Source organism: Chryseobacterium sp. SIMBA_038 (genome assembly GCF_046535115.1).
Classification (GTDB): Bacteria; Bacteroidota; Bacteroidia; order Flavobacteriales; family Weeksellaceae; genus Chryseobacterium.
In genome coordinates, this window is record NZ_JAWRXH010000006.1 from 163,800 (window position 1) to 188,745 (window position 24,946).

Annotated in this window: 26 protein-coding genes; 7 read left to right on the forward strand and 19 right to left on the reverse strand. The window is 34.3% G+C overall.

Annotated elements, in window-relative coordinates; translation table 11 throughout:
• The first annotated feature begins 1 nt into the window (after position 1).
• The 7 genes from SB689_RS17020 (at position 2) to polA (ending at position 7,422) form a co-directional block, all read left to right on the forward strand.
• Complete coding sequence (locus tag SB689_RS17020) at positions 2-895, forward strand: hypothetical protein (RefSeq protein WP_410693307.1); 894 nt, start codon at positions 2-4, stop codon at positions 893-895.
• Entirely contained in the window at positions 867-1,127 is a 261-nt protein-coding gene (locus tag SB689_RS17025; protein ID WP_410693308.1) for a hypothetical protein, read from the forward strand. The genes SB689_RS17020 and SB689_RS17025 overlap by 29 nt, the downstream gene beginning before the upstream one ends.
• Before the next feature lies 1 nt (position 1,128).
• Entirely contained in the window at positions 1,129-2,727 is a 1,599-nt protein-coding gene (locus SB689_RS17030) for a hypothetical protein (protein WP_410693309.1), read from the forward strand.
• A 6-nt stretch (positions 2,728-2,733) separates the two neighbouring features.
• A complete protein-coding gene (locus tag SB689_RS17035; protein ID WP_410693310.1) occupies positions 2,734-3,234 on the forward strand; it encodes a hypothetical protein in 501 nt (166 codons plus the stop codon).
• A 31-nt stretch (positions 3,235-3,265) separates the two neighbouring features.
• Positions 3,266-3,658, forward strand: a complete 393-nt coding sequence (locus SB689_RS17040; RefSeq protein ID WP_410693311.1) for an META domain-containing protein — start codon at positions 3,266-3,268, stop codon at positions 3,656-3,658.
• Positions 3,659-3,741: 83 nt separating this feature from the next.
• Complete coding sequence (locus SB689_RS17045) at positions 3,742-4,458, forward strand: hypothetical protein (protein ID WP_410693312.1); 717 nt, start codon at positions 3,742-3,744, stop codon at positions 4,456-4,458.
• Positions 4,459-4,572: 114 nt separating this feature from the next.
• On the forward strand, positions 4,573-7,422 hold the full coding sequence (gene polA / locus SB689_RS17050; protein WP_410693313.1) for a DNA polymerase I: 2,850 nt from the start codon (positions 4,573-4,575) through the stop codon (positions 7,420-7,422).
• Between the two features lie 151 nt (positions 7,423-7,573).
• On the opposite strand, the gene SB689_RS17055 is transcribed toward polA, so the two are convergent.
• The 19 genes from SB689_RS17055 to kdpA form a co-directional block, all read right to left on the reverse strand.
• Positions 7,574-8,320 carry a hypothetical protein gene (locus SB689_RS17055; RefSeq protein WP_410693314.1) on the reverse strand — a complete coding sequence of 249 codons (747 nt, stop codon included), beginning with the start codon at positions 8,318-8,320 and terminating at the stop codon, positions 7,574-7,576.
• A gap of 5 nt (positions 8,321-8,325) precedes the next feature.
• Positions 8,326-8,544, reverse strand: coding sequence for a hypothetical protein (locus SB689_RS17060; RefSeq protein ID WP_410693315.1), 219 nt, complete (start codon positions 8,542-8,544; stop codon positions 8,326-8,328).
• A gap of 275 nt (positions 8,545-8,819) precedes the next feature.
• Positions 8,820-9,158 carry a hypothetical protein gene (locus SB689_RS17065; protein WP_410693316.1) on the reverse strand — a complete coding sequence of 113 codons (339 nt, stop codon included), beginning with the start codon at positions 9,156-9,158 and terminating at the stop codon, positions 8,820-8,822.
• 45 nt (positions 9,159-9,203) lie between these two features.
• Positions 9,204-9,509: a hypothetical protein gene (locus tag SB689_RS17070; RefSeq protein WP_410693317.1), complete on the reverse strand. Its 306-nt coding sequence runs from the start codon at positions 9,507-9,509 to the stop codon at positions 9,204-9,206.
• A 78-nt stretch (positions 9,510-9,587) separates the two neighbouring features.
• Positions 9,588-9,986: an immunity 22 family protein gene (locus SB689_RS17075; protein ID WP_410693318.1), complete on the reverse strand. Its 399-nt coding sequence runs from the start codon at positions 9,984-9,986 to the stop codon at positions 9,588-9,590.
• A 124-nt stretch (positions 9,987-10,110) separates the two neighbouring features.
• Positions 10,111-10,668 (reverse strand): YdeI/OmpD-associated family protein, encoded by a 558-nt coding sequence (locus SB689_RS17080; protein WP_410693319.1) that lies wholly within the window; start codon positions 10,666-10,668, stop codon positions 10,111-10,113.
• Between the two features lie 28 nt (positions 10,669-10,696).
• On the reverse strand, positions 10,697-11,230 hold the full coding sequence (locus SB689_RS17085; protein ID WP_410693320.1) for an HD domain-containing protein: 534 nt from the start codon (positions 11,228-11,230) through the stop codon (positions 10,697-10,699).
• A gap of 117 nt (positions 11,231-11,347) precedes the next feature.
• Positions 11,348-12,496, reverse strand: a complete 1,149-nt coding sequence (locus tag SB689_RS17090; RefSeq protein WP_410693321.1) for an FAD-dependent oxidoreductase — start codon at positions 12,494-12,496, stop codon at positions 11,348-11,350.
• A gap of 23 nt (positions 12,497-12,519) precedes the next feature.
• Entirely contained in the window at positions 12,520-13,272 is a 753-nt protein-coding gene (locus SB689_RS17095) for a helix-turn-helix domain-containing protein (RefSeq protein ID WP_410693322.1), read from the reverse strand.
• A gap of 10 nt (positions 13,273-13,282) precedes the next feature.
• Positions 13,283-13,750, reverse strand: coding sequence for a hypothetical protein (locus tag SB689_RS17100; RefSeq protein ID WP_410693323.1), 468 nt, complete (start codon positions 13,748-13,750; stop codon positions 13,283-13,285).
• A gap of 27 nt (positions 13,751-13,777) precedes the next feature.
• Complete coding sequence (locus SB689_RS17105) at positions 13,778-14,743, reverse strand: S41 family peptidase (protein ID WP_410693324.1); 966 nt, start codon at positions 14,741-14,743, stop codon at positions 13,778-13,780.
• Between the two features lie 123 nt (positions 14,744-14,866).
• A complete protein-coding gene (locus SB689_RS17110; RefSeq protein WP_410693325.1) occupies positions 14,867-15,355 on the reverse strand; it encodes a hypothetical protein in 489 nt (162 codons plus the stop codon).
• Positions 15,348-15,833: an STM3941 family protein gene (locus tag SB689_RS17115; RefSeq protein ID WP_410693326.1), complete on the reverse strand. Its 486-nt coding sequence runs from the start codon at positions 15,831-15,833 to the stop codon at positions 15,348-15,350. The genes SB689_RS17110 and SB689_RS17115 overlap by 8 nt, the downstream gene beginning before the upstream one ends.
• A gap of 53 nt (positions 15,834-15,886) precedes the next feature.
• A complete protein-coding gene (locus tag SB689_RS17120) occupies positions 15,887-17,602 on the reverse strand; it encodes an ATP-binding protein (protein ID WP_410693327.1) in 1,716 nt (571 codons plus the stop codon).
• Positions 17,603-17,607: 5 nt separating this feature from the next.
• On the reverse strand, positions 17,608-18,720 hold the full coding sequence (locus tag SB689_RS17125) for a sensor protein KdpD (protein WP_410693328.1): 1,113 nt from the start codon (positions 18,718-18,720) through the stop codon (positions 17,608-17,610).
• Between the two features lie 124 nt (positions 18,721-18,844).
• Complete coding sequence (locus SB689_RS17130) at positions 18,845-19,930, reverse strand: porin (protein ID WP_410693329.1); 1,086 nt, start codon at positions 19,928-19,930, stop codon at positions 18,845-18,847.
• A gap of 49 nt (positions 19,931-19,979) precedes the next feature.
• On the reverse strand, positions 19,980-20,537 hold the full coding sequence (gene kdpC / locus SB689_RS17135) for a potassium-transporting ATPase subunit KdpC (protein ID WP_410693330.1): 558 nt from the start codon (positions 20,535-20,537) through the stop codon (positions 19,980-19,982).
• A 93-nt stretch (positions 20,538-20,630) separates the two neighbouring features.
• Positions 20,631-22,670 (reverse strand): potassium-transporting ATPase subunit KdpB, encoded by a 2,040-nt coding sequence (kdpB, locus tag SB689_RS17140; protein WP_410693331.1) that lies wholly within the window; start codon positions 22,668-22,670, stop codon positions 20,631-20,633.
• Between the two features lie 130 nt (positions 22,671-22,800).
• Positions 22,801-24,495, reverse strand: a complete 1,695-nt coding sequence (gene kdpA / locus SB689_RS17145) for a potassium-transporting ATPase subunit KdpA (protein ID WP_410693332.1) — start codon at positions 24,493-24,495, stop codon at positions 22,801-22,803.
• Positions 24,496-24,946 lie beyond the last annotated feature (451 nt).

Genomic DNA, 24,946 nt, shown 5'->3' on the forward strand with positions numbered 1-24,946 from the left:
TATGAGTAATTCATTTAAAATAAAAGAAAAATTCTCTGAACAATACACGTTGATCATCGATTCAGATATCAAGGCGGTGAATGTTCACATGACTTCCCGATCTCAGTTGAGATGGGATTTTAGTGTTTTAAAAGTGGATGAAGATTTTGTTGAGGTTAAAATCATCATGCTGGATCATATTTTACTCGAAGCCAATAATCCGTTGATTAAAGAAATTGCAGCATTAACCAATGCTTTTTCAAGGTTGTACAACGAATTGCATTTGAGAATAAATAATGATGGAAAAGCTGTTCAGGTTTTAAATATGGATATTATCCGCTCAAAATGGAGCCAGACAAAGGCTGAAATGGAAAAAATTGCCGAGAATAATCCAGACATCAAAAACGCTATTGTTTTAAATGATAACATTTTTCAGAATCAGGAGAAATTGATCGAAGGAATCCAGAATAACGAATTTTTTCTAATGTATTTCAATAAAATTTATGGGAAAAAAGTCCCGTCAAGTTTTAAAGATAATGCCTTGAATTTCTTCAATTCTGCCAACGTACATTGGAGTTTTAACCTGAAAAACAGTTCCAATCCACTGCTTTCTTCAGACGAAATGATCGTAGAACTTTCCGGTGAACCTTCTATTTTATTGAATATTGGATTTTATAATAGAGCATATGTTCAGTTCGCGAATCAGATTGACACGAGTAAACTCCAAACTTCATTAAACGAAAAAGGAATTTACAGATTTGATGAAATTACAGGAAGAATGATCGAAGCTTCTTTAACCAGAGAAGAAATCGCCGATCCTGAAAACCTTTACACAAAATTGAAATATACATTTTATAGTGACGAAATTTTTAAATATAAAATGTCCAATGAATACCTTACAAAAGAACAGTATTGATATAAAAACTTTTAGCAGAGGGTTTTCTATAAAAAATTATCATTTTGAATTTAGATTCAGACGTGATAAAAAAAATGATGTCAAAACCTTTTTTGTTTTCATTGAAAAAGGATATCAGAAAGAACAGCAGGAATTTATATCAAAAATTGGTTACGGTCTCGAGCATCAAACCATTAATAACAGAAATAAAATAACAGCCCATACAAGAAAACAAATCTTAAAAAAAGCATGATATGGGGAATAAAATTATAACAGAAAAAGATTTCTGGATGTGTTCCAGCGGAGCAATGCCCGCTCAGTTACAGGGAACCAGAAAAAGCAATAAAAAAAGTTCGGGAGATGTCTATATTACCGTTGCAGACACCGCAACAAGCAGTTGGATAGATTTCGGATGTACTAAAAATATGTTGTTGGCAGCGATTTTAACAGCAGTTGCAGTTATAGTTGTGGTCGCATTAATTGTTGGAACAGGAGGTATTGCCGCCATTGGTCTAATGGGAATGATGGCGATTGGTGCCGCAGCAGGATTTGCAGGAGGCGTCATTGCAGCCGTTGACGGAGCCTTAAAATGCGGACAAAAAAATGCAACCGCCAGAACTTGGGATGGAAGCAAAGATAATATGCTTCTTACCGGAACTCCCGCAATAACAGGTGATCGAACAATGGCTTGCTCTATCGGAGGAGTCGTAAAATTTGCCCCCGAAATCAAAAGCTGGACACATGCTTTGGCCTTGGGTGGATTTAATTATGTTACTCAATTGGCAGGATGTGCTTTAGGTGGAGCCGGAGTTGGAGCCGGAGGTTTTCTTGTTGCTGGTCTTGCGGGCGGCTCGCTAGCGTTCGCCGCACCCACTTTTTCCAGTGTATTATCGAATGTGGCAGGAAGTTTTACCGGAATTTGGGGAGGAAGTCGGGCTCTTTTTGGTTTAAATTCATTAGCCAACGAACATGCGTATGGAAATGTTCAGAATGCCGGAGATGCCGGAGAAGCTTTAGTCAATGGCGGTATTCCCGAAATTGGTATGGGACAGCGCATATTTTCAGGGCAGGCACAGCCTTCCGATTACCTTCTTTTCTTATATTTGTTAAACATAAGAGCAAAAGGTCCTAAACCTCCTGTAGAAGAACCAAATGCCGGTGGTGATAAAGATGGAAGCACACCTTCTGATAAAGAAGGGAATAATAATCCTAAAGATAAGGATGGAAATCAGACTCCTGAAGATGAAGGAGCAAATGGAAGTAAAGGGCAGGGGGAGAATAAGGCAAAACCTAAAGATGGAGATGAAAGAAATACTTATGAAAGTCCTCCTAAAACACCTGCAGAAAAATTAGTAGAAGCTACAGAGGCAAAAGCAAAAGAAATTGTAGGAAGTCAAAGCGCTTCAGAAAGAGGTCCTTGTCTGTCCGGAGTATATGATCCGGTTACTGGAAAAACTTTTTATGGTCAAAACTTTAAAACTAATGCTACAGGTAGAGCTGCTTATGAAAAATGGTTAACAGACCCTCCTGAGTTAGGCGGAGCAGATCCTATCATCAAACAAAAAGTTGCCGACTATGAGGCGAAAATTAAAAGTGGTGAAATCAAACCTCCGGAAACGGCTGATAACAGATTGGCGGCACATTCAGAAATAAGAGCTTATGATCAGGCTTTGAAAGCAAGAAGGGAAGCCGGTTTGCCTGTGGATGAAAATTCAATCAGAGAAATGGATCTTCATAATAGGGATCTTCAAAATAATGCAATTAAAAATAATGGAGGAACTCCTCCACCTAAAGTAAGATGTCCACACTGTGGTTTCTTAACTGATGGAATTAATACACACGGACATAATTAATAAATTATGATTAATAAAAATATAGAATTAAGACTTGAAGATATTGACGATCGTTTATTTACAAAAAATGATAGAAACGGTTATGCTGTATATTTTTTAGATCAAACTTTAACCCACCCGTTTACGGGAGAGATTTATGTGAAATTTAATGATACCATAGAATCCGAAGCTGAATATAAAAACGGCTATAAAAACGGAATTGAATACATCTATAATTCGGAAGGAAATTTAGAACAGACCAATGAAAATAGAGGAAATGTAATTTTCGGAATTTCAAAAGAGTATGATGAAGATGGAAATACGCTGATTGCCAGTATCGTCTATAATAATGACTATCTTAGATCTGTAGAATCTGTTGATAATAAGATTCAGGAAACAAAAGCTTATGATGATAAATTCGGGCAATCTTTACCGGAATATATTCAGAAATTATTGAAATTATCCAATGAAGAAGTATGTAATTATGAATTTAAAATCAATAATCCGTATTTAAATTATAAAGATTAATTTAAAAAAAACCAACCTCAAATATTTAAACATGAAAAAACTACTCTTAACATTTATCATAACAACATTTTCATTAATTACAACTGCAAAAGCTCAAACCAACGCTCTTGCAAAGACAACTTGGGAAGTTGAAAAAATAAACGCCGACGGAAGTGCTACTTTTAAAAAAGCAAAATCAATCAAATTTCCTGCGGAACAGCCTAAATTTAATTTTCTTCAATTTGAAGCAGATAAAAAATTCCATACCGGAACTTCATGTTTTCACATGATGGGAACTTATAATGTTTATGAAGATAATCAGGTCGAAATAAGCGAAGGCATGGCAGATATGGCCGGTGATTGCAAGGAGCCAAAAACACTTAATGGAACGTATCAGTTCAAAATAGATAAAGACCGTCTTGAGTTGACTCCAATAAAAGAATAAGCTTTACTATTCGTTTTGATGATTGTGAAGTGTAGATATTGGTATAATTTTAGTGTATCACGTTATCAGTAAAAACATACACAATGAAATTAAAATTGATCACAGCAACAATAGCAGTAACTCTAGCTATGGTAAGTTGCAAAAAAAATGAAACTAAACAGGAATCAGTTAAAGACTCCACTAAAAATTCTACAGTACAAACAACCCCAACTTTAATTGACAGTTTTAAACAAAATAAAAACGAAAAGGCTTTCTTAACAAGTTTATACAAAAAATTAGGACAGGAACCGAAAGATGATAAAGGAACACCTTACCGTTTGATTAAAACTGAAGAAATAAAACTTTACGGATCAGATAAACCTTATACACTCGCGTATGTTGATAAAATTGATGGCGCGATGTCCGGCTGGCCGTATAAAGAGCTTTTTATTCTGGATGATAAAGGTCAGATAAAAGGAAATTATTTAACCCAAAAGTATGAACCTGTTGTTGTTTTTGAAAATCAATCGCCTTTATTAATGATCACGGAAGAAACCTCCAAAGCAAATGGAATTCACCATTTTATCGGGATTAATAAAGATAGTATTAAAGAATATCTGAATACCAAAGAATGGACTATTCAAACAATTGACGGCAATAACTATTCACCCAAAATATTACCTTTTGAGCTGAAAGATAGTAATAATGATAAACAAAAAGACATTATTTTCTCAGGTCAAAAAAACAATAAACCTTTTACAATGTCTTTCGTTTGGGATCCTAAAAAAGAAGATTTTGAATTGGATCAATCCAAAAAATAAGTTCAATACATCAATAAAAAATACAAAAGACCGTCATACTTTGGCGGTTTTTTTTGCGTGTAAAATGAGATCAAAAGAAAACACTTTTTCTTATATTTGTTCATTATAGAAAATATGGAGGCAACACAAGATAAAAGGTTATTTCTCATCGATGCTTATGCGATGATTTTTAGAGGATATTACGCATTAATCAGAAGTCCGAGAATAACGAGCACAGGGATAGACACCTCAGCAATTTTTGGATTTACCAATTCATTGATCGAATTGATCAGAAGAGAAAGACCTTCTCATTTGGCCGTGGTTTTTGATGTCGGACAGGCAAGTGTAAGAACAGATGATTTTGCAGAATACAAAGCCAACAGAAGCGAAACTCCGGAAGCCATTAAGATTGCTATTCCATACATCCACAGAATTTTGGAGGCGATGCACATCCCTTATTTAGGGGTTGAAGGTTATGAAGCGGATGATGTGATAGGAACCATTTCGTGCAAAGCAGAAAAAGAAGGATATACCACTTTTATGGTAACTCCGGATAAAGATTTTGCCCAATTAGTAACCGATAAAGTTAAAATTTACAAACCAAGTTTAAAAGGAAGTGAAATTGAAATTCTGGGTGTTGAAGAAGTCAAGGCTAAATATGAAATTGAAGATCCAAAACAGGTGATCGATTTCTTAGCAATGATGGGTGATGCCGTAGATAACATTCCCGGATTGGAAGGTGTTGGAGAGAAAACGGCCATGAAATTCCTAAAAGAATTCGGAAGCATAGAAAATCTTTTGGCCAATACAGATAAATTAAAAGGTAAGCTTAAAGAAAAGGTAGAAGCTTCTGCAGAGCGCGGAATTTTATCTAAAAAATTAGCAACCATCATTTGTGATGTGCCTGTAGAATTCCATCAGGAGCAATATGATCTTGAAACTCCGGATTTTGAAAAAGCAAAAAAAGTTTTTGACGAAATAGAGTTCACAAGACTGTATGAAAATCTTTACCGTGCTTTTGCGCCTTCTCAGACAGAAGTTGTGGCTAAAGATGCTACAGCAAATGGTGAAGAAGTTCCTCAGCCAACAGAAACGCCTCAACAAAAAGTAGCGAAACAAATTGGTCAGTTAGATCTTTTTGCCAATTTTGAAGAACTGGATCAGGCTACTTCTACAAAGTCCAGCATTGAGCAGAACGAACATTTATATCAGTTTGTTGATAATTATAAGGCTCAGAAAATTTTAGTTCAAAATTTATTGCAGCAAAAAGCGGTTTGCTTTGATACAGAAACGACTTCTCTTAATGAATTAGAAGCCGAATTGGTCGGAATGAGTTTCTCCTATAAAAAAGGGTTGGCTTACTATGTTCCTTTGTCTGAGGATAAAGGCGAAGTATTGCAGACACTTGAAATTTTCAGACCATTTTTCGAAAAAGAAGACCTGCTTAAGATCGCCCACAATCTGAAATTCGATTATAAAATTCTAAAGCAATACGATATTACCGTTCAGGGAGCAATGTTTGACACGATGATTGCCCATTACCTTCTAAATCCGGACGGAAGACACGGAATGGACTATCTTTCAGAAGTCTATTTAAATTATAAACCTGTTTCTATTGAAACCATTATCGGTAAAAAAGGAAAAAATCAGGGAACTTTCAGAGATGCAGATCTTAGAACGCAGACCGATTATGCAGCGGAAGATGCAGACGTAACTTTCCAGTTGTATGAGTTGTTTGCCCCTCAATTAAAGAAAGAAAATTTAGAAGATCTTTTCTTCAACATCGAAATGCCGTTGATGGAAGTTTTAGCTAAAATGGAATTGTCCGGAATTTCTTTGGACGAAAAATGGCTGGCTCAGGAAAGCATCGATCTTGAAAATGATTTAAGACAATTAGAAACTAAAATATTTGAAATTTCTGGTGAAGAATTCAATATGAATTCGCCAAAACAATTGGGTGAAGTTTTATTTGAAAAAATGCAGCTTGATCCTAAAGCTAAAAAGACCAAAACAGGTCAATACGCGACTTCGGAAGATGTATTGCAGAAATTGGCTTCAAAGCACGAAATTATTCAGCATATTCTTGAATACAGAACCTATCAGAAATTAAAATCGACTTATGTTGATGCGCTGCCATCACAGATCGACAAAGATGATCGTGTTCATACCAATTTCTCACAAACTACGGCTGCAACAGGTCGTTTGGCAAGTGTAAATCCGAATTTACAGAATATCCCGATCCGAACATTAAGAGGTCAGCAAATTCGTGGAGCGTTTGTTTCAGCGGAAGGAAAGAAGATTATTTCTGCCGATTATTCACAAATCGAACTTCGTTTGATTGCTGAAATTTCAGGTGAAGATAATATGATCAAAGCGTTTCAGGATGGAGAAGATATTCACGCTTCTACCGCTGCGAAACTGTTTAACATTCCATTGGAAGAAGTTTCCAAAACCCAGAGAAGTCAGGCTAAAACAGTAAACTTTGGAATCATTTATGGTCAGGGTGCTTTTGCATTGGCAGAACAAACCGGTTTGTCAAGAACGGAAGCCAAACAAATGATCGAAGCCTATTTTGAAACCTATCCAAAGTTGAAGCAATATATGGCTGAACAAGTCAATAAAGCCCGTGAAATTGGTTATGTTGAAACTATTTTAGGTAGAAAGCGTCATTTAAAAGATATTAATTCAGGAAACTTTGTGGTGAGAGGTCACGCTGAAAGAAATTCAGTCAATGCTCCTGTTCAGGGAAGCGCGGCTGATGTTGTGAAAATGGCGATGATTAAAATCCAAAAAGAACTGGAAAAAGAAAAACTTCAGACAAAAATGTTACTTCAGGTACATGACGAATTGGTGTTTGAAGCTCCAATTGATGAGGTTGAAGTCGCTACAAATATCATTAAAATTGAAATGGAAAATGCCATTGAAACGCAGGTTCCGTTGTTGGTGGAGATTGGAGTAGGGAATAACTGGCTGGAAGCGCATTAAGAATATCCTCTTTTATATAAATGCTTCGACCTTGCTCAGCATGACATCGCTAAAAAATTACTGTTATAATAATGCAGTTGGTATCAAAGTTGTCATGCTGAGCGAAGTCGAAGCATTTTTATCATTAAATATTTTAACGAAAAACAAGAAACTACCAATCTTTAGAATCAATCTTATTATAAGCATTTCTAATCACAGCTTCAGGATCGACATCTTTAAATAAAAATCTCTGTTTTTTAAGGTTAAATGTTTTTGATTTTGAAGGCATTTCTTCATCCATGGTATTGATCACTTCTTGACTTAGCTTTCCTTTCAATACTTCATAATTAAGAGCCTGATGACTGCCTGCGCCCATATTGTAAGTTTCAATATAGGTAAGAATCAGGTCACTGTTTATATATTTAAATTTACTGAAAAGATTTCCGTTGGGGCCGGTTGCATATAAATTAATATTTAATTCATCTTTTTCAATGTTGATGTCTTCGGTGTCATAAATCTTGTATTGGCTTTCTGTATATTCTGCTGGGAAAACAGTTTCAGAGGTAGTATCTAAATGAAAGGTTTTATTAGAATTTTGTAAAATAATTAAGACAGTTCTTCCTGCTAAAGTATCCGATTTTTCTCTTAATACCAAAGCCATATCTGAAAGTCCGTCATTATTCAGATCACCCTCTGCTTCATATTGTATTTCGTAAGTACTTGAAACAAAATCGGATACTTTTTTTCCTGTTTTCGGAAATCCTGATAACGATTCTACTTCCTGATCTTTTATAATAGTTTCAGAGAGGTTTTTCTTAGTAAGCGTGTCGGTTTTCGGTTGTGTGGTCGTCTTTTCTTTTTTATGACAAGAATAAACTATAAACAGGAGAGAAATAAAAATGGGAATAAGTTTTTTCAAGGATATTATTTTGTGGTTTGCACAAATTTAGTTTTTATTTCTTTAAAATGTAATAAGATAATAGAAACGCAGCCCAAAACAATAACCGGGAAAATCGACTGCAAAATAGTGATATATATTTCTTCCTTGAACAAATAAGTACTCCAAGAATATTCTCTTTCTACAAAAATGCTATAGTTCCAGAATAGCCATAAAGTAACAAGAAGAATGAATTCTATTGCCATTTTCAGGTATAAATTTTTGAGTAACGATAATATTGAAAAAAGGATAGATAGGAAAAAGGCTGTCAGCAACGAAATAAAGAATGTGTCTTCAAAAAAACTACAGTCTAAACAGCTACTAGAAGTGTTATCTGAAAGTTTCCCCATTGACCAGTACGTCTGAAAAAATGTTGCAATAAATAGTATGAAAAATGCGATTCCATTCTTCTTTAAAAATGAGATGATCTTAGATTTTATGAAGGAAATCTTTCTTTTCAAATGTTGTGTTTTTATTAATTTCAATCTGAAATTTGATATTTCGTGTCTGTAACTAATTTTCTTTGGGATAAACAAATGGGATTTCCTTTCTCATTATATTTCCAACCAAGGTTTATAGCTTCTATTATTTTTTCTTTAATCATAACCGGAGTTACGCTTTTAATAAAGTCATCACCGTAACCATAAGACCTACCGAAATTAACATTTACAAACAGTAATTGTCCTTCATTTTCATACTGAACGGGTATTGAATATTCATCATTATGTGCTTCATTATGTGAGATTTTCCTTCTTATTTTCCAATTAAAAATCTCTCCGTTTACATTTATTTTTCTAAGACCTTTTTTTGAAATTGCCATATTGTTATTTTTGAAAAATTAATGATGATTTATAAGTATAATAATCTACTTGGAAAACTGAGATAAAAGTTTTGTTAATTCTAAAATTTTCGGTTTTAAATTATCCGAATATTCAATAGAAAAAAATAGAATATTTCTGTTATCTGAATCTTTTGCAGTCTTTACACTGATATTTTCATTTGTCATAAAGTTAAAATAAATATTTTTTTCAGTATCAGTTTGATGAAGTTCATATTTTAACTGTTCATAATCAAGATGGTGAAAAAAATCTAGCTTTTTAAATAAAAGGTTGATAACACTTTGAGAGTGTATATCAAAAATCCAAAAAACATATTGATTATTTTTTTTCATACCGATGAGATTTTACTCTTCTTTTAACTTATAAAATCCCTTTTGATAAGGCTCAAATTCTTTCCCTTTTATAATTTTCTAAACACTAAACTCAATTTTCCCAAGATAAACCAAGCTAAACATTTCATCTTCCACAGAAACAGGTTTTGCAATTTGTCCGCTGTTTAGGAAGATCAAAGAATTGATATCAGCTTTAATTTGGAGCTCATTGATCCTACTTACCAAAGTCGGAAGCCATTGATCTGCAAAAGAATATTCTGAAAATTTATCATAGATGTTATTGTTGGTGTCATCAAAACCATATTCAACAAAATCATAATCCAGCCAAATCGTATCTTGAGATTCTGCAAATTTTGAATTATGGGTTTCATCAGATTCTTCTTCTACATAAAACTCTTCATCTTCATTCACGAAGTCTTCAAAATCTTCTTCACTGCTAAAATTTCCTATCCAAAAATCTAATATTTGCGTATCCATACCTGTTTTATCTTCTTTTAATTTAATTGACCTCAAAGTTATGACAATATTTGTAAACCCTTCAACAGAAAATACGGCTATTAGGGATTCTTACCTGTATTGATTTTGTTTTTTGATGAAATTTTTATTGTACTCTTTTACCAAGTTCACTCTCATGAATTGTCTTCTCCAGCCTTGAAATCCTTGTCTTTTCCTGCTTGGCACTCATAATCCAATGGAGCATTACTTTTTTATAAGACGGCGCCTGATTATTGAAAAATTCCCAAGCTTTTGGATTGGCTTTAAACTGTTTTTCATAAATGGGATCGAGCGTTGCAATTTCTTTTTCGTGAGAATAAATGGCAGATCTTTCTTCTTTTCTTAGCTCAAATGCTTTTAAACCTTCGGGTTTCATCAATCCGGCTTTGGTGAGCTCTTCCACTTTTTTGATGTTGATAACACTCCAGATACTTGTCGGTTTTCTTGGGGTAAAACGGTTGCTGTAGCTTTCTTCGTCAATTGACCTTCTCACACTGTCGATCCACCCAAAACATAATGCCTGATCAACAGCTTCTGACCAGATCATAGATGGTTTTTTGGTTCCGACTTTATAAAATCCTACCAACAATTCTTTTTCAGTGGCGTGGTTTTTCTCAAGCCATTCTCTGAAATCATTGGGTGTGGCAAAAAAAATTGCGTCCATTTTTATGTTTTTTTTGACAGGTTATTTTCTATTGATTGTATTCTTTAATTTTCTGTTCCAACCTTTTTTCCAGATATTCATTTCCACCACGAAGTTCTGAGAGGATGATTTCCGCTTCGGCTTTATATTTTTTGATTTTTTCTTCAGACCAATGAGCGGGTGGTGGTTGAAGATTCGTAATTCTATCCGCCAACTTTACAGCCCAGACTTCTTTGGGAAGCTTTTTTATGCGGTTCAGACTATCCATCATTCTTTGATCTTTTTCCAGATTTGCATTTTTAGTTAACGCTAAAACACCTTCAGCAACAGTTTTACTAAAAGTATTTTCAAGTTCTTCATAGGTTGCTGGAGTATCTTCCAGAACATCATGAAGTAAAGCAATCTGAACAGCCAATTCACCATCAAAATTTTCTGTTTTTTCGGAAGCTAATAAGATTTCCATGGCAACATTACTCAAGTGAACAACGTAAGGAAGATCAGTTCCCGGAATGGTTTGGTTTTGATCTGTATGTTTTTGCGCTGCAAATTTTATAGTTTTCTGGTAAATATCCTGAATGCTCATGTCTGGTGATTGTTTTTTCTTAAAATAATTTACAATCGAATATAATCAATTTATATTGATCGTTTTTATATTTCAGGTTTCGGGCGGGAGCGAAGCTCCCGCCCGAAACCTGAAATATTATTCTCCATTAAAAATTTTCATAAGGTTTTCAATCGCATTTTCAGAATGCATTAACACCGTATTTTCTAAGGTTAATCTTGTAACTTCGGAAGCTCTTTCGAGCATTTTATTTTCATAAGATGAAATGGCAGTTTTTACATCTTTAAATTCGTCATTTGTTAAGCATTCAGCCAATTCGTAAGCATCTTGCATCGCCATATTCACGCCTTTTCCGGCATAAGGTGGCATTCGGTGAGCAGCATCGCCAAGCATTGTTATATTCGGAAGTGTTTCCCATTTTTGATTAAGAGGGTAGTGGTATTGCGGACGTGGAATAATCGAAATTTCATCACTTTCAAATAATTCCTGCCAGATTTCATCCCACGAACTGTATTCTTTTTTGAACCAATCAGCAACCTGTTGTTTTTGAGTGAAATCTATTCCGGAATTTTTTACCCAATGTTCGTCAGTGTTACAGCCAGTGTAGAAAGTCAAGGTTCCATCTTCTTTGGTACTGAACAATAAGGTCTGTTCATTATCCAAAGCGAAAATTTTACCACCCTCAACGAGCTTCCAAATTTTTGGAGAATTAGTCTCAGCATTGTAAATATTACCTTCAACCATGGTTACACCGGAATAAATAGGTTGAATATCTGTAACATAAGGTCGAATTTTAGAATTGGCTCCATCTGCAGCAATCACGATATCTGCATAGTAAGAAGTTCCATTTTTGAAATGTAATAACCAGCCTTCACCATGCTGTTCCATAGAAATAAAATGACTGTCCCAAACCACTGTATCAGATTGTAAAGATCCTAATAATATCTTACGGAGTGGAGCTCTGTCAATTTCAGGTCGGTCCTCGGAATGAGAGTTTTTCTCGGAATGTTCATTTAAATAAATATTCAGATTTTTATCTATTACTTTTAATTTTCCTGCATTGGGACGGTAATGTGCTTTGAAACCATCCATTAATCCGGCTCTACGAAGGGCTTCTAAACCTGATTCTTCATGTAAATCCAACGTTGCTCCTTGCACACGAACTTCTTTGTTGACATCTCTTTCATACACTTTTACTTCGGCATTTTTTAACTGTAAAAGTCTTGCTAAAGTCAATCCTCCGGGACCACCGCCGACAATGGCTATTTTTTTATTTTGTATTATCATAACGTTTAAATTATGATGCAAAATTACTTTTCAGGTAGAATTGAAAATTGTATAAATCGGTCGTTTTTATTTTGATTGAGTTCTTTTGGAAGAAATCCGGATAGTTTTTTGATCTCTTTGATGAAATGAGACTGATCTGCAAAATTCTGCTCAGGAAATAATTTCCCTTCTTTAATATGTTGAAAAGAAGCTCTGAATCGAAGAATTCCACAATATGATTTTAATGAAATACCAAATTGTTGATTAAAATAACGGTTGATCTGTCGTTCGCTCCAGATCACTTTTTCTGAAAGTTCTTTTACGGTTAATGCACCTTTCTCAGAATAGATCAGATCAAACAATTTCAACTTTCTTTCATCCATTTTTTGAGACTGAAGTTCTTGCTGTATTTTTTTAGATGCTTTTTGACAAAATTTTTCAAAATTATTTAAGTCATTGACCGAAAAATTCCAGAAATCAAGAGGTAACCTTTGGGCTTCATTTAATAGTTCTGAAACTGACGTATGAAGAATATATTCTGCAGCCAGTAAATTAAAACTTACGGCAAATATTTTAGTTTTTTCAGCAATTACGATTTGTTCGGGATGTGTACAAATTCCTAGTAAAACAATGTGAAAAGGTTCTTGTAACGACTGAGAAAAGATCAAATCAATCCTGCCGTCGGGGAGAAGAATAACTTCCATATTTTCTGACGGATTATCCAGCATCCAGAAGCTTTCGACAACATCTTGAAGTGAAGGGTCGGGCTGACTGGATTGGTAAATTAAACTGCTCATTAAAGCAAATTTACTTAAAAACTAAAATAGTATAAGGTTCATTCTTTTGTCCTGCCGGTGGGAAAATAAACCTAATGTGAAGTTTATTTTTGAAATAATCAACAAAAGTTTCTCCGCCGGGAATTTTTCCGGTTTCAGTTTTTTTGTAGCCTAAATCGGTTATTGTTTTTAAGTATTGATCATACTCATTTTTATTTTTAAACTGAAACTCAACTCGGTCTGCCGACTTTTCATTTGTATATTCAAATTTTCCGATCTTATATTGAAAATCCGCACTGTCGTATTCATATAAATTGAATTCTGAACTTTCAGTTTTGTCGTAATAAGAATATTTCATCTTTTTAATTTCAACTTTAAATGATGGCATATCCATTTTGTTGAATTTTTCTAGCTGTTCCAATGAAAAGGCCTGTCCAAATCCTTGAAAATGCAGAGTTAAAATTAATATAAGTGTTGAGAAAATTTTAAAATGATTCATGTGAAATTAATGTTTTAGGATTGGAGTTTATAGTGTTTTTATTTTGCTGATGTAATCATTTAATTGATCACTTTTAACTTCTATATCAGCAGGAATTCCTTTTCCAACTTCTTTATAAGGATATTTCGTGCGGTCAATTAAAGTTCCTGTCGTAATGACTAAAAACGCATTGTCCGGCAATTTAAATTCTGAATTATCTGAGGTTAATCCTTGTGTATTACAGCCTACGATTTTTACATTTTTCTGTTCTTTAAAACTGGCTACCACAAATTCTCCTGAACTTGACGTTTTCTTATTGGTTAAAATATAAATGGGTTTATTTTTATTCTTGATTTTAATATCCGAAATAGGAATCGCGCCTATTTTTTGTTTCCCGAAATAAATACCATCATTTTTACTCATAAAAAAACTTATCGCTCCAGAATTATCCATAGATCCTGATGCATTATCGGTATCTAAAAAAGGGCGAATTGATTTTAACATGGGAGAAAACATGCCACCTTCATTATTTCTAAGATCAATGATCCACAATTTTGGGTTGGCTTGATCTAATTCTTTCACCTTGTCAAAAAATGTCTGTACATATTCATTCCAATCATCCTGATTCATATTTCCGATGGCGGGTACCGTGATATAAGCCATATTCTTATCAATCAAACTATCTTTTGGATAAGGGAATTCCACGCCAACGTCTTTAAATCTTTTTAAATAAGCTTCAATGACTTCAGGTTCATAAAATTTTGAATGATGATCACCTAGTTTTCCAAGAATATCCCTAATGATAGGATAAGTTTCCCTAATGGTTTTCTTCTCGCTAGCTTGTTTGAGGTATGTTTGTTTTATTGTTGCCCAATCAATACTCTTTTTATTAACGGAATTCTGCTCCATGAGCTGAATGGCTTTTTCAACATAAGAGGTCGGAGTTTCCTGTGAATAGATTTTTTCTGTAAAAAGAAATAAGCTAAATAAGGTGAAGAGAAGAATTCTTTTCATAAGTATTGATTAGTTTTAATGAATCGAAGATACTTATAATATTTGTTTCGTTTGTTTTTCGATTTTGTAGATTAATATTTTATCTCTATCTGGAATTAAAGTTATGGACGACATTAAAATATTTTAGTCAGTAATTCTTTTATTTAAAACAGAGTCCAGAAGTTTAATTTGTTCCTGAGTAAGATTTTTTAAATATAATTTAGACGTTTCCAACATGAAATAATCTCTCATGAAAACAATTTCCACATTGTCTTTGTTAACATTAAATTCTCTTACTTGTTTAGGCTTTCTGGTTTGTTTTGTGTATTTATTACTTGCGGTTGAATAGACCAAATTGATCGGACGGCTCGGAATAAAATAGAAGCTTTTTGGAAATAGGAAAATAGAATTTTGATTGATCAATATATGAAATGTACACCATTCAAACCTTTGACGTAACATTCCACTTTTGGTAACAATTGAACCGGAAATGTTTTTAATTTCTTTAGAATCAGATTGTTTGTAATTGGTAAGAATATTTCTTTTTTGGATTGAAAAATAAGCGATTGAAAGTATTCCCCAAGTAATCGCAACTAATAAAATAGCAGGAAATTGAAATAATTGATCAAACATTTTTTAATTTATCATTTAAAATTTTTAATAAATCGTTCGTTTTGATATTCAAAATATCGGTTTGTATGATTTCGTGCAAAATAGGAAATTCAGAAGATAAATTATTGTTTTTTGTATTTGATTTCAAAATAATATTGATTTGCTCTGTGGTCTTAATTCCACGATAGTTTGTGGTAATTGAAACGGTGAATTTTGAAATATCTTCAAAGTTGACTGAAATATCTTTTCTTAATAGATTATAAATAATAATGTGTGTATTAGAAATAGTAAGTAATGGCTTTCTTCTTATTAATAAAAGAAATGAATAGGCAGAGCCGAAAAGGCAAAGTATAAAAGCAAAATGTGAAATAATTATTTTGAATAGACTCTTTCTTTGTAGATCTTCGTAAAAATATACAAAGGCAACACAAAATAGAAATGAAACTATAAAAAGAAATAAGTTGCTTGTTTTGTTAGAGTAAAAATGGAGATCCTTCATACAGTTGAAAAACTCATCGATTTTGAGTTAATAATTTTCAAATATATTAAATTCTACACCAAAGGCAACTTAAAATAAAAAGTACTTCCCTGATTCAGCGAGCTGTTCACACCAATTTCGCCATTTTGTTTTTCAATGAAATTTTTGGAAATCGCCAAGCCTAAACCTGTTCCGTTTTGATGTTCTCCGGGAACCTGAAAATAACGGTCGAAGATCTGGCGATGGTATTTTTCATCAATTCCGCTGCCTGTATCTGAGATGCTGAATGTTACATATGAGTCTGACTTTTCAACCAAGATCTGAATATTTTCATCCTGAAAAGAATGTTTGATTGCATTGCTAAGGAAATTATTCATCACCCAAACCGTTTTATCAAAATCGGCAGAAACAAAATTGTTTTCCTCTAAATTATATTGGAAATTAATGGAAATATTCTTTTGTTCAGCCAGTTTTTCAACATTTTTAATGGCGGTCTGAACAATGTTTTTGGGTGAACAACTTTCAATATGTAATCTGATATTTCCTGTTTCAACTTGTGATAAATTCAGGAGCTCTCCGGTAATATCCAATAAACGTTGTCCGTCTTCATTGATGCTTTTCAACAATTCTTTTTGCTGCTCATTCAGTTCACCGAATTTCTGATTTCCTAATAGCTGAACTCCCATTTTAATGGCTGAAATTGGAGTTTTTAATTCATGAGAAATGGTTGCGATAAAATTAGTTTTAGCAAAATCCAATTCTTTAAAAGGGGTAATGTTTCGGAGTAAAATTACTTTTCCGATGTATTTTTTCTCTTTTTCTCCTGTTTTTACAATGTTGATAGGAACGATTTCCTGTTCAAAATAATTTTCTTTATTATCAGTAACAATTTTTATTGGTTCTTTTACGGGATAGTCGATGTTTTTTAAAAGTTCTCTCACCAAATCATTGTTAATTGCGACTTCATGTGCTGTTTTCCCGATGATTTCTTCTTTTCTGAGATTGGTAATTTTTAAAGCTTCATCGTTGATCATGTAGATAAAATGATTTTCATCGAGCCCAATTACAGCATCGTGCATATTATTGACCAATGTTTCAATTCTTTTTTTATCCATCAATTGAGTAGAAAGGGTGCTGCTTTCATATTCCTGCAGTTTTTCAGCCATGATGTTGAAAGAATTGGCAAGATCATTAAACTCTTCACTTCCTTTAAAATTAACTCTTTCATTATAATTTTTATTGGCAATTTGTTTAATACTAAAAGTCAGTTGGTTGATAGGTTCTGCAATGGTTTGAGGTAAATTAAACAACAAAGTAAAAGCGATCAGAAAACAAACGGTTCCAATACTTACAATCCAAAAAGTAGCATTTTCTGCGGTGATAATGGCGATATCGCTCTTACGTTCAATGCCTTTCATATTCAGCGACATAATTTTAGCCAGATCTTCGCGGATAAGTTTTTCTTTTTCGTTGGTGGGCTGTTTTAAATAGCTGTCGAAATGCAGATTAAGATTTTGAGTGGCTTCTTTTTCGCCAAATTCAGTGAGATTTTTTTCCTGTAAAGCATTATTTTTTTTGAAATCTTTGATGGCAATCGCGCTGTCTGTACTTATTTTATCCAGCGCCAACAACATGTTTTTGGAGAATTCTAAACTGTTGTAATTAGCGGTAAGAATTTTTTCAGTATCCGATTTTAATTTATTGATATACACAGAGCCGATCACCGAAAGTAAAACGATCAGTAAGAATAAAAGACCTACGCCGAGGGTAAGTTTGGTTTTAATTTTCATTGTGTTTAAGATAAAATAATAATATCGATCTGTCGTTCATTCAATCGGTTCATCAGGGTGTAGATCCAACTGTAGCCGGAAAGTCTCTGCCAAAGCTTTGCGTGGGGTTTTCCGATGCATACCGTGGTGATATTATGCTCAACTACATAATCTAAAATTCCTTTATGCACGCTGTTTTCTTTTATTCGGATCACTTTTGCGCCCAATTCCTGTGCTAAATTAAAATTATTAATTAAATATCTTTGCTTATCTAAAGCTATTTTTTCAGGATTTTCGGATGGTTTCTGGACATATAAAACCGTCCACGGACTATTATAATAACTCGCCAATCTTGAGGTTTTTCGGATGATATTTTTGGCGATTTTTTCGTTACTGCTGATGCATGCGAGAAATTTTATAGGTTTAAAATTTTCGGTCTTAACCTCTGTTTCCACCTTTTTTTCAACGTGCGTGGCAACTTCTTTCAAAGCCAATTCCCGAAGCTGTAAAATGTGTCCGCTTTGGAAGAAATTATTTAAAGCGGTCTGAATTTTTTCCTTTTTGTAAATCTTACCTTCTTTGAGTCTCGTTAAAAGTTCGTCTGCAGTTAAATCGATATTCACCACCTCATCCGCTAACGCCAAAATTTTATCAGGAACGCGTTCTGAAACTTCAATTCCAGTAATTTTTTTGACTTCTTCATTCAAACTTTCAATATGCTGAATATTCATCGCACTGATGACATTAATCCCGTTGTCCAGGATTTCCAAGACATCCTGCCATCTTTTTTTGTTTTTTGAACCTTCCACATTGGTATGTGCCAATTCATCTACCAAAACAACTTCTGGATGTTCATTGATAATTGTCTGAAGATCCATTTCTTCAAGATTTTTGCCTTTATAAAAAGCAGATCTTCTCGCAATTTCAGGAATTCCGTCTACTAAAGCTACGGTTTCTTCTCTTCCGTGAGTTTCGATGTAGCCTATCTTTACATCAATACCATTTCGCAACAAAGCATGTGCTTCCTGAAGCATTCGGAAGGTTTTTCCGACACCCGCACTCATCCCAATATAGATCTTAAATTTCCCTTTTTTGGATTTTTGAATGAGCTCTAAAAACTGCTTTGCTGATGATGACATTGATTTTATTCTTTTTAATTTTATTTTTTGAAACATAGGTGTTGTTGGAAGCAGGAAGTTGGGTGTTGGAAGTAAATATCACATAACAATAACTTCCAGCATCCAGCTTCAGACTTCCTGCTTTTTAAAACCAAGCGGCTAAACTTGTCGTAATAAAAAAGTTTCCTTGTTTAAGTTCATCGTTCTTTACAAAGATCGCATCTTTTGACGTAAAACCTCTTGCCTCGGTACGGAATACGACATTCTTTAAGATCGCATAATCAACATTCAGAGAATATCCGTAGGTCTGAAAACCGTTGGGTGTTTTCGTGTTGATAATTACTCCGTTTTTATCGTTGTAATATTCCAGTCTTCCGGCCAGTGTCCATTTATTATCTAATTGATATTTCATTAAAATATTCGGACTATACCAAATATTATATTGTTCACTTCCTTTTAATTTCTGCTCGGCTCCGATGTCAAAACCTAGAACAGTCGAAAACTTTTCTGTCAATTGAAAACTTCCATACAAATCATGGAAATAACGCATTTTTTTCTCTTCTTTTGATTTATCATTTCCGATGAATGAACTGCTGTTTAATGTAATTTTTTCATTCGGTTTATAGGTTAATTGATGTCCGAAAGAAATGCTTTGATTACCTTCAGGTTTTGCGATGCGTTGCCATCCGTTCAGAACCAATCCGCTTACAAACCATTTTCCATTGTCTGAAGTGTAGGAAATTTTTGCTCCCGTTTCAAAATAAGGCGAATTTTCTGCGGCGAAACTCCTGGTCAGATTAATATTATCTTTTCCGATCGCGCTTTCCCAACCGATGTGAGAAGGCATTATTCCGGCATCGATCCATAAATTTTTGTTTTTGGAAATTTTAATTCCAATATTAGCCTCATTTACGTAACGTAATGCTTCCTGTTCTGCAGCCATATTGTCTTGAGCATAAGTTCCCGCCATCAAAGCAAAATTAGCGCGTAAATTTTCACTTTGATAAGCTGCTTTTACAAGTCCTAAATTAAGATTCAGTTCATTATGACGATTATATGAGTATAAAAAATTCTGACGAAGATGATTGGAAGGTTCATTAAAATCATACGTGTAAAATAGTTCAGCGTACGCCGAAAAAGTCACTTTATTGTTTGTTTTTAATGAATCTGATGTTTGAGCTTTTGAGAAAAATATTCCCAATAATAGACTTGTTATGATATATTTTTTCATGGTAGTGATAACCTTTTTTGACTTAGGAGCGTTAAGAAAATTAATAATTTTATTTTAATTGTTCCAAAGCAATATTTAGCTTTAAAACATTAATCTTTGATGGCCCAAAAAGTCCCAAAAGAGGTTTTTCTGTTTGATTATTAATAAGATTTTCAATTTTTTCAAGGGAAAGATTTCTTTCTTTAGCAATTCTTTTAGCTTGGTATAAAGCGCCTTCTTCAGAAATATCAGGATCTAATCCGCTTCCGCTTGCGGTTACCAATTCTACAGGAACTTTCGCCGTATTCATTTCTGGGTTTTGCATTTTTAAAGTGTCAATTCTTTTTTGAACTGTTTGTAAATATTCTTCATTACTTGGTCCTTTGTTGCTTCCTGCGCTTCCCGCTGCATTATAATCTACAGCAGATGGGCGACCGTGAAAATATTTTACAGATTTGAAATCCTGACCAATATTGGCATAAAATTTTTGTCCGTTATGGTTGATAATTTCTGCGTTTCCTTGGGTTGGTAATGCTTTTGAGCCTGCGTAAACAATGCCTAAATAAATTCCAACGATAACTAACATAACTAATGTTAACCTGAATGCTGATATAATATGATTTTTCATTTTAATTAAATTTTTTTGAATTAATTGAGGGATGATGGAAGTTAAAACGTTGCTATATTCACTTCCAACCTCCAGCTTCAACCTCCCAGCCTTTTAAAAAAACAAACTGATAAATAAATCGATAATCTTTATTCCAATGAATGGCGCGATAATTCCTCCCAAACCATAGATCAAAAGATTTCTTCTTAATAAAGCACTTGCCCCAATCGGTTTATAAGCAACCCCTTTTAAAGCCAATGGAATTAAGATCGGAATGATAATAGCATTAAAAATAATGGCTGATAAAATCGCTGATTCCGGACTGTGAAGATTCATGATATTCAATTTCTGAAGTGCCGGAATAAACGTGATAAATAACGCCGGAATAATGGCAAAATATTTAGCAACATCATTCGCAATACTGAATGTGGTCAACGTTCCACGAGTCATTAATAACTGTTTTCCAATTTCTACGATCTCAATCAATTTTGTTGGATCATTATCCAGATCAACCATATTTCCGGCTTCTTTAGCTGCCTGAGTTCCACTGTTCATCGCAACTCCGACATCGGCTTGGGCTAAGGCGGGAGCGTCATTCGTTCCGTCACCCATCATCGCAACCAGTTTTCCTTCCTGCTGTTCTTTTTTGATGTAATTCATTTTATCTTCAGGTTTGGCTTCTGCGATAAAATCATCTACACCGGCTTTTTCAGCGATAAATTTGGCGGTTAAAGGATTATCTCCCGTTACCATCACCGTTTTCACACCCATTTTTCTCAACCGTTGAAAACGTTCCTGAATTCCTGTTTTGATAATATCCTGAAGTTCAATAACGCCCCAAACTTGTTCATTTACAGAAACGACTAAAGGAGTTCCTCCGTTTTCAGAAATTTTAGTTGTTGCTTCCTGAGTTTCGGGAGGGAAAATATTTCCGGCTTTTTCAGTCAGTTTTTTAATCGTATCGTAAGCTCCTTTTCTAATTCTTGTGTTTTCAAAATCAATACCTGAAGTTCTTGTTTCAGCCGTAAAATCAATGTAGACAGGATTTGGAACAAGCAAGTCTTCAGATTGTAATTGGCTTAATTCAATAATAGATTTTCCTTCCGGAGTTTCATCGGCAACAGAACTTAATGCCGAAGCTTTTATAAATTCATTAATATCAATATTATTTGAAGGATGAAATTGTGTTGCTTTACGGTTTCCGATGGTGATTGTTCCTGTTTTATCCAGCAACAGAACATCAATATCTCCCGCTGTTTCAACGGCTTTACCACTTTTTGTGATGACGTTGGCTCTTAAGGCTCTGTCCATCCCCGCAATTCCAATCGCAGAAAGCAGACCTCCAATCGTTGTGGGTATCAAACAAACGAAAAGTGATATAAATGCCGCAATGGTGATTGGCGTCTGCGAATAATCTGCAAAAGGTTTTAAAGTAACTGTAACAATAATGAAAGTAAGGGTAAACCCTGCTAACAATATGGTTAAAGCGATCTCGTTAGGTGTTTTTTGTCTTGATGCACCTTCTACAAGGGCAATCATTTTATCTAGAAAAGATTCACCAGGTTTTGTGGTGACTTTTACTTTTATTCTGTCGGAAAGCACTTTTGTACCACCTGTTACGGAGCTTTTATCTCCACCTGATTCTCTGATCACGGGCGCGCTTTCTCCTGTAATAGCTGATTCATCGATTGTTGCTAAACCTTCGATAATTTCACCATCCATTGGGATCTGATCACCTGCTTCACAAAGGAAAATATCTCCGAGTTTCATTTCGGCAGACATTTTTAAGGCTGTTTCTACTTGGAATCCAGGTTTGTTGTCTACAATTAATTTAGCCGGAGTTTCCTCTCTGGTTTTTCTCAAGGTATCTGCCTGTGCTTTACCTCTTGCTTCGGCGATGGCTTCAGCGAAATTGGCAAATAAAACTGTGAAAAATAAGATAATGAATACTAAGAAATTATAAGTAAAACTTCCCTGTGTTTTGTCACCCGACAAGCTAAATAAGCTCACGATGAACATAACGATTGTTCCGATTTCTACCAGAAACATAACAGGATTTTTAAACATGATTTTCGGATTCAGCTTAACGAAAGACTGTCTGATAGCTTCGTTGACCAAATCTTTTTGAAACAATGTTTGTGATTGATTTTTCATTGATTTTAAATAATTTAAAGATTTAGGAATTTAGAGATTAAGAAATTAGATTGTCTTTGAGATTGATTTGAAAATTACCTTGATAGATTTAGCATGAAGTAATTTCTAAATTTCTCAATCTGTTAATCTCTTAATTCCCAAAATATTGAAGTTGTTCTGCAATTGGGCCTAGCGTAAGAGCGGGAAAGAAAGACAAAGCAGCGATTAAAAGAATGACTGCTAAAGTCATAAATCCAAAAGTTGCGGTATCCGTTTTCAAAGTTCCTGCACTTTCCGGGATGTATTTTTTCTGAGCTAAACATCCTGCAATCGCGATCGGACCGATGATTGGGATAAATCTTGATAACAGCAGCACAACTCCTGTTGAGATATTCCACCAAGGGGTGTTGTCTCCTAATCCTTCAAATCCGGATCCGTTATTGGCGGATGATGAAGTGAATTCATACAACATTTCACTAAAACCATGGAATCCCGGATTGTTTAATGTCTTGGCTCCAAATTCAGGGAAATAAGCCGTTAAAGCTGTTCCTACAAGAATTAAAAAAGGGTGAAATAAAGCAACGATCATCGCGATTTTCATTTCTTTAGCTTCGATCTTTTTACCCATAAATTCGGGGGTTCGTCCGACCATTAAGCCACTCATAAATACGGCAAGAATGATGAATATAAAATAGTTTAGAATTCCGACTCCGCAACCACCGTAAAAACAGTTGATCATCATCGCCAAAAGCTGATTCATTCCTGAAAGTGGCATCGTACTGTCGTGCATGGCGTTCACAGAACCTGTAGAAATTACGGTTGTCGCGATACTCCAATATCCTGAAGAAGCACTTCCAAAGCGGATTTCTTTCCCTTCCATCGCTCCCAAATGATTATCGGTTCCCATTTCTGTAATTAATGGATTTCCATTGGTTTCATTCACAATATTCGGCACGGCAAGTGCCAGAAAGCCAATGGTCATTACGGTGAAAATAGTCCATGAAAGTTTTCTTTTCTTTAAATAAAATCCTAAAGCAAAAACCAACGCAAAAGGAATGATCATCTGCGTAACCATTTCCGTCATATTGGTCATGTAATTGGGGTTTTCTAACGGATGCGCAGAGTTGGCTCCAAAGAAACCTCCTCCATTTGTTCCTAAGTGTTTGATCGCCACAAAAGCAGCAACCGGACCTCTGGAAACATCAACTTTCTGACCTTCAAGATTGGTGATATGGTCTTTCCCTTCGAAAGTCATCGGAGTTCCGTTGGCAGAAAGAATAAAAGCGACCACAATACTGATCGGAATTAATATTCTGATCATTGACTTTGTGAAGAAATCGAAGAAATTACCTAATTCTGTAGTCGTTTTTTCTTTAAATGCTTTGAAAAGTACGGCCATAGCAGCCATTCCGGTAGCAGCTGTTACAAACTGTAAAAACATTAAGTATAACTGACTTAAATAACTGACTCCCGTTTCTCCCGAATAATGCTGTAGATTACAGTTAACCAAGAAAGAAATTGCGGTATTAAAAGCCAGATCGGGCGACATATCCGGGTTACCGTCTGGGTTTAAAGGAAGTAATGATTGATTTAATAAGATGAAAAATCCGATGATGAACCAAACTAAATTGATGGCCAGCATGGCAAACATATTCTGTTTCCAAGTCATCTGACGGTTAGGGTTGATCCCTGAAACTTTATAAATAGCATTTTCAATCGGTTGAAAAATTTTATCTAAAAAAGTCTTTTTATAACCGTAAACATCAGCAATGTATTTCCCTAAGAAAATACCAATAACTAATGTGATTGTGAACATCGCTATGATGCCTAAAATTTCTGTATTCATGATTTTGATTAAAATTTTTCAGGTTTCGTTAAAACATAACAGATGTACCCAAAGGCTAGTATTGAAAGGATAAATAAACTCCACATAATTTTTTATATTTTGTCGAAAAAATCAACAGATTTGTATAAAAGCCAAAACAGTACTGCGAAAAGCAGTATTAAACTAATGAGCATCATGATGTTACAATTAAGGTTAATAAAGTAAAAAATACATACGATACAATCAAAAGACTGAATTTTGAATGCTCCCGTTTTTTGAACGTTTTTCTTGAAATTGTCATTTTTAGAATATTTTATTTATATCCATAATGCCAAAAGAAGAACCGTTTTGTCTAAATTCAAGGTAAATGCTTTGCTGGTAATGTATTGCGAGATTTTAAGGTAATGCCACAAAACAGAAAAGCCTATCAAAATGATAGGCTCGTTATTATAATGATAGGATGTTTTAGGCC

Excerpts from the sequence above, each read along its gene's own strand:
- SB689_RS17020 (WP_410693307.1), top strand. The coding sequence starts at position 2 with ATGAGTAATTCATTTAAAATAAAAGAAAAATTCTCTGAACAATACACG.
- SB689_RS17025 (WP_410693308.1), top strand. The coding sequence starts at position 867 with ATGAATACCTTACAAAAGAACAGTATTGATATAAAAACTTTTAGCAGA.
- SB689_RS17030 (WP_410693309.1), top strand. The coding sequence starts at position 1,129 with ATGGGGAATAAAATTATAACAGAAAAAGATTTCTGGATGTGTTCCAGC.
- SB689_RS17035 (WP_410693310.1), top strand. The coding sequence starts at position 2,734 with ATGATTAATAAAAATATAGAATTAAGACTTGAAGATATTGACGATCGT.
- SB689_RS17040 (WP_410693311.1), top strand. The coding sequence starts at position 3,266 with ATGAAAAAACTACTCTTAACATTTATCATAACAACATTTTCATTAATT.
- SB689_RS17045 (WP_410693312.1), top strand. The coding sequence starts at position 3,742 with ATGAAATTAAAATTGATCACAGCAACAATAGCAGTAACTCTAGCTATG.
- polA (WP_410693313.1), top strand. The coding sequence starts at position 4,573 with ATGGAGGCAACACAAGATAAAAGGTTATTTCTCATCGATGCTTATGCG.
- SB689_RS17060 (WP_410693315.1), bottom strand. The coding sequence starts at position 8,544 with ATGGCAATAGAATTCATTCTTCTTGTTACTTTATGGCTATTCTGGAAC.
- SB689_RS17065 (WP_410693316.1), bottom strand. The coding sequence starts at position 9,158 with ATGGCAATTTCAAAAAAAGGTCTTAGAAAAATAAATGTAAACGGAGAG.
- SB689_RS17070 (WP_410693317.1), bottom strand. The coding sequence starts at position 9,509 with ATGAAAAAAAATAATCAATATGTTTTTTGGATTTTTGATATACACTCT.
- SB689_RS17075 (WP_410693318.1), bottom strand. The coding sequence starts at position 9,986 with ATGGATACGCAAATATTAGATTTTTGGATAGGAAATTTTAGCAGTGAA.
- SB689_RS17080 (WP_410693319.1), bottom strand. The coding sequence starts at position 10,668 with ATGGACGCAATTTTTTTTGCCACACCCAATGATTTCAGAGAATGGCTT.
- SB689_RS17085 (WP_410693320.1), bottom strand. The coding sequence starts at position 11,230 with ATGAGCATTCAGGATATTTACCAGAAAACTATAAAATTTGCAGCGCAA.
- SB689_RS17090 (WP_410693321.1), bottom strand. The coding sequence starts at position 12,496 with ATGATAATACAAAATAAAAAAATAGCCATTGTCGGCGGTGGTCCCGGA.
- SB689_RS17095 (WP_410693322.1), bottom strand. The coding sequence starts at position 13,272 with ATGAGCAGTTTAATTTACCAATCCAGTCAGCCCGACCCTTCACTTCAA.
- SB689_RS17100 (WP_410693323.1), bottom strand. The coding sequence starts at position 13,750 with ATGAATCATTTTAAAATTTTCTCAACACTTATATTAATTTTAACTCTG.
- SB689_RS17105 (WP_410693324.1), bottom strand. The coding sequence starts at position 14,743 with ATGAAAAGAATTCTTCTCTTCACCTTATTTAGCTTATTTCTTTTTACA.
- SB689_RS17110 (WP_410693325.1), bottom strand. The coding sequence starts at position 15,355 with ATGTTTGATCAATTATTTCAATTTCCTGCTATTTTATTAGTTGCGATT.
- SB689_RS17115 (WP_410693326.1), bottom strand. The coding sequence starts at position 15,833 with ATGAAGGATCTCCATTTTTACTCTAACAAAACAAGCAACTTATTTCTT.
- SB689_RS17120 (WP_410693327.1), bottom strand. The coding sequence starts at position 17,602 with ATGAAAATTAAAACCAAACTTACCCTCGGCGTAGGTCTTTTATTCTTA.
- SB689_RS17125 (WP_410693328.1), bottom strand. The coding sequence starts at position 18,720 with ATGTCATCATCAGCAAAGCAGTTTTTAGAGCTCATTCAAAAATCCAAA.
- SB689_RS17130 (WP_410693329.1), bottom strand. The coding sequence starts at position 19,930 with ATGAAAAAATATATCATAACAAGTCTATTATTGGGAATATTTTTCTCA.
- kdpC (WP_410693330.1), bottom strand. The coding sequence starts at position 20,537 with ATGAAAAATCATATTATATCAGCATTCAGGTTAACATTAGTTATGTTA.
- kdpB (WP_410693331.1), bottom strand. The coding sequence starts at position 22,670 with ATGAAAAATCAATCACAAACATTGTTTCAAAAAGATTTGGTCAACGAA.
- kdpA (WP_410693332.1), bottom strand. The coding sequence starts at position 24,495 with ATGAATACAGAAATTTTAGGCATCATAGCGATGTTCACAATCACATTA.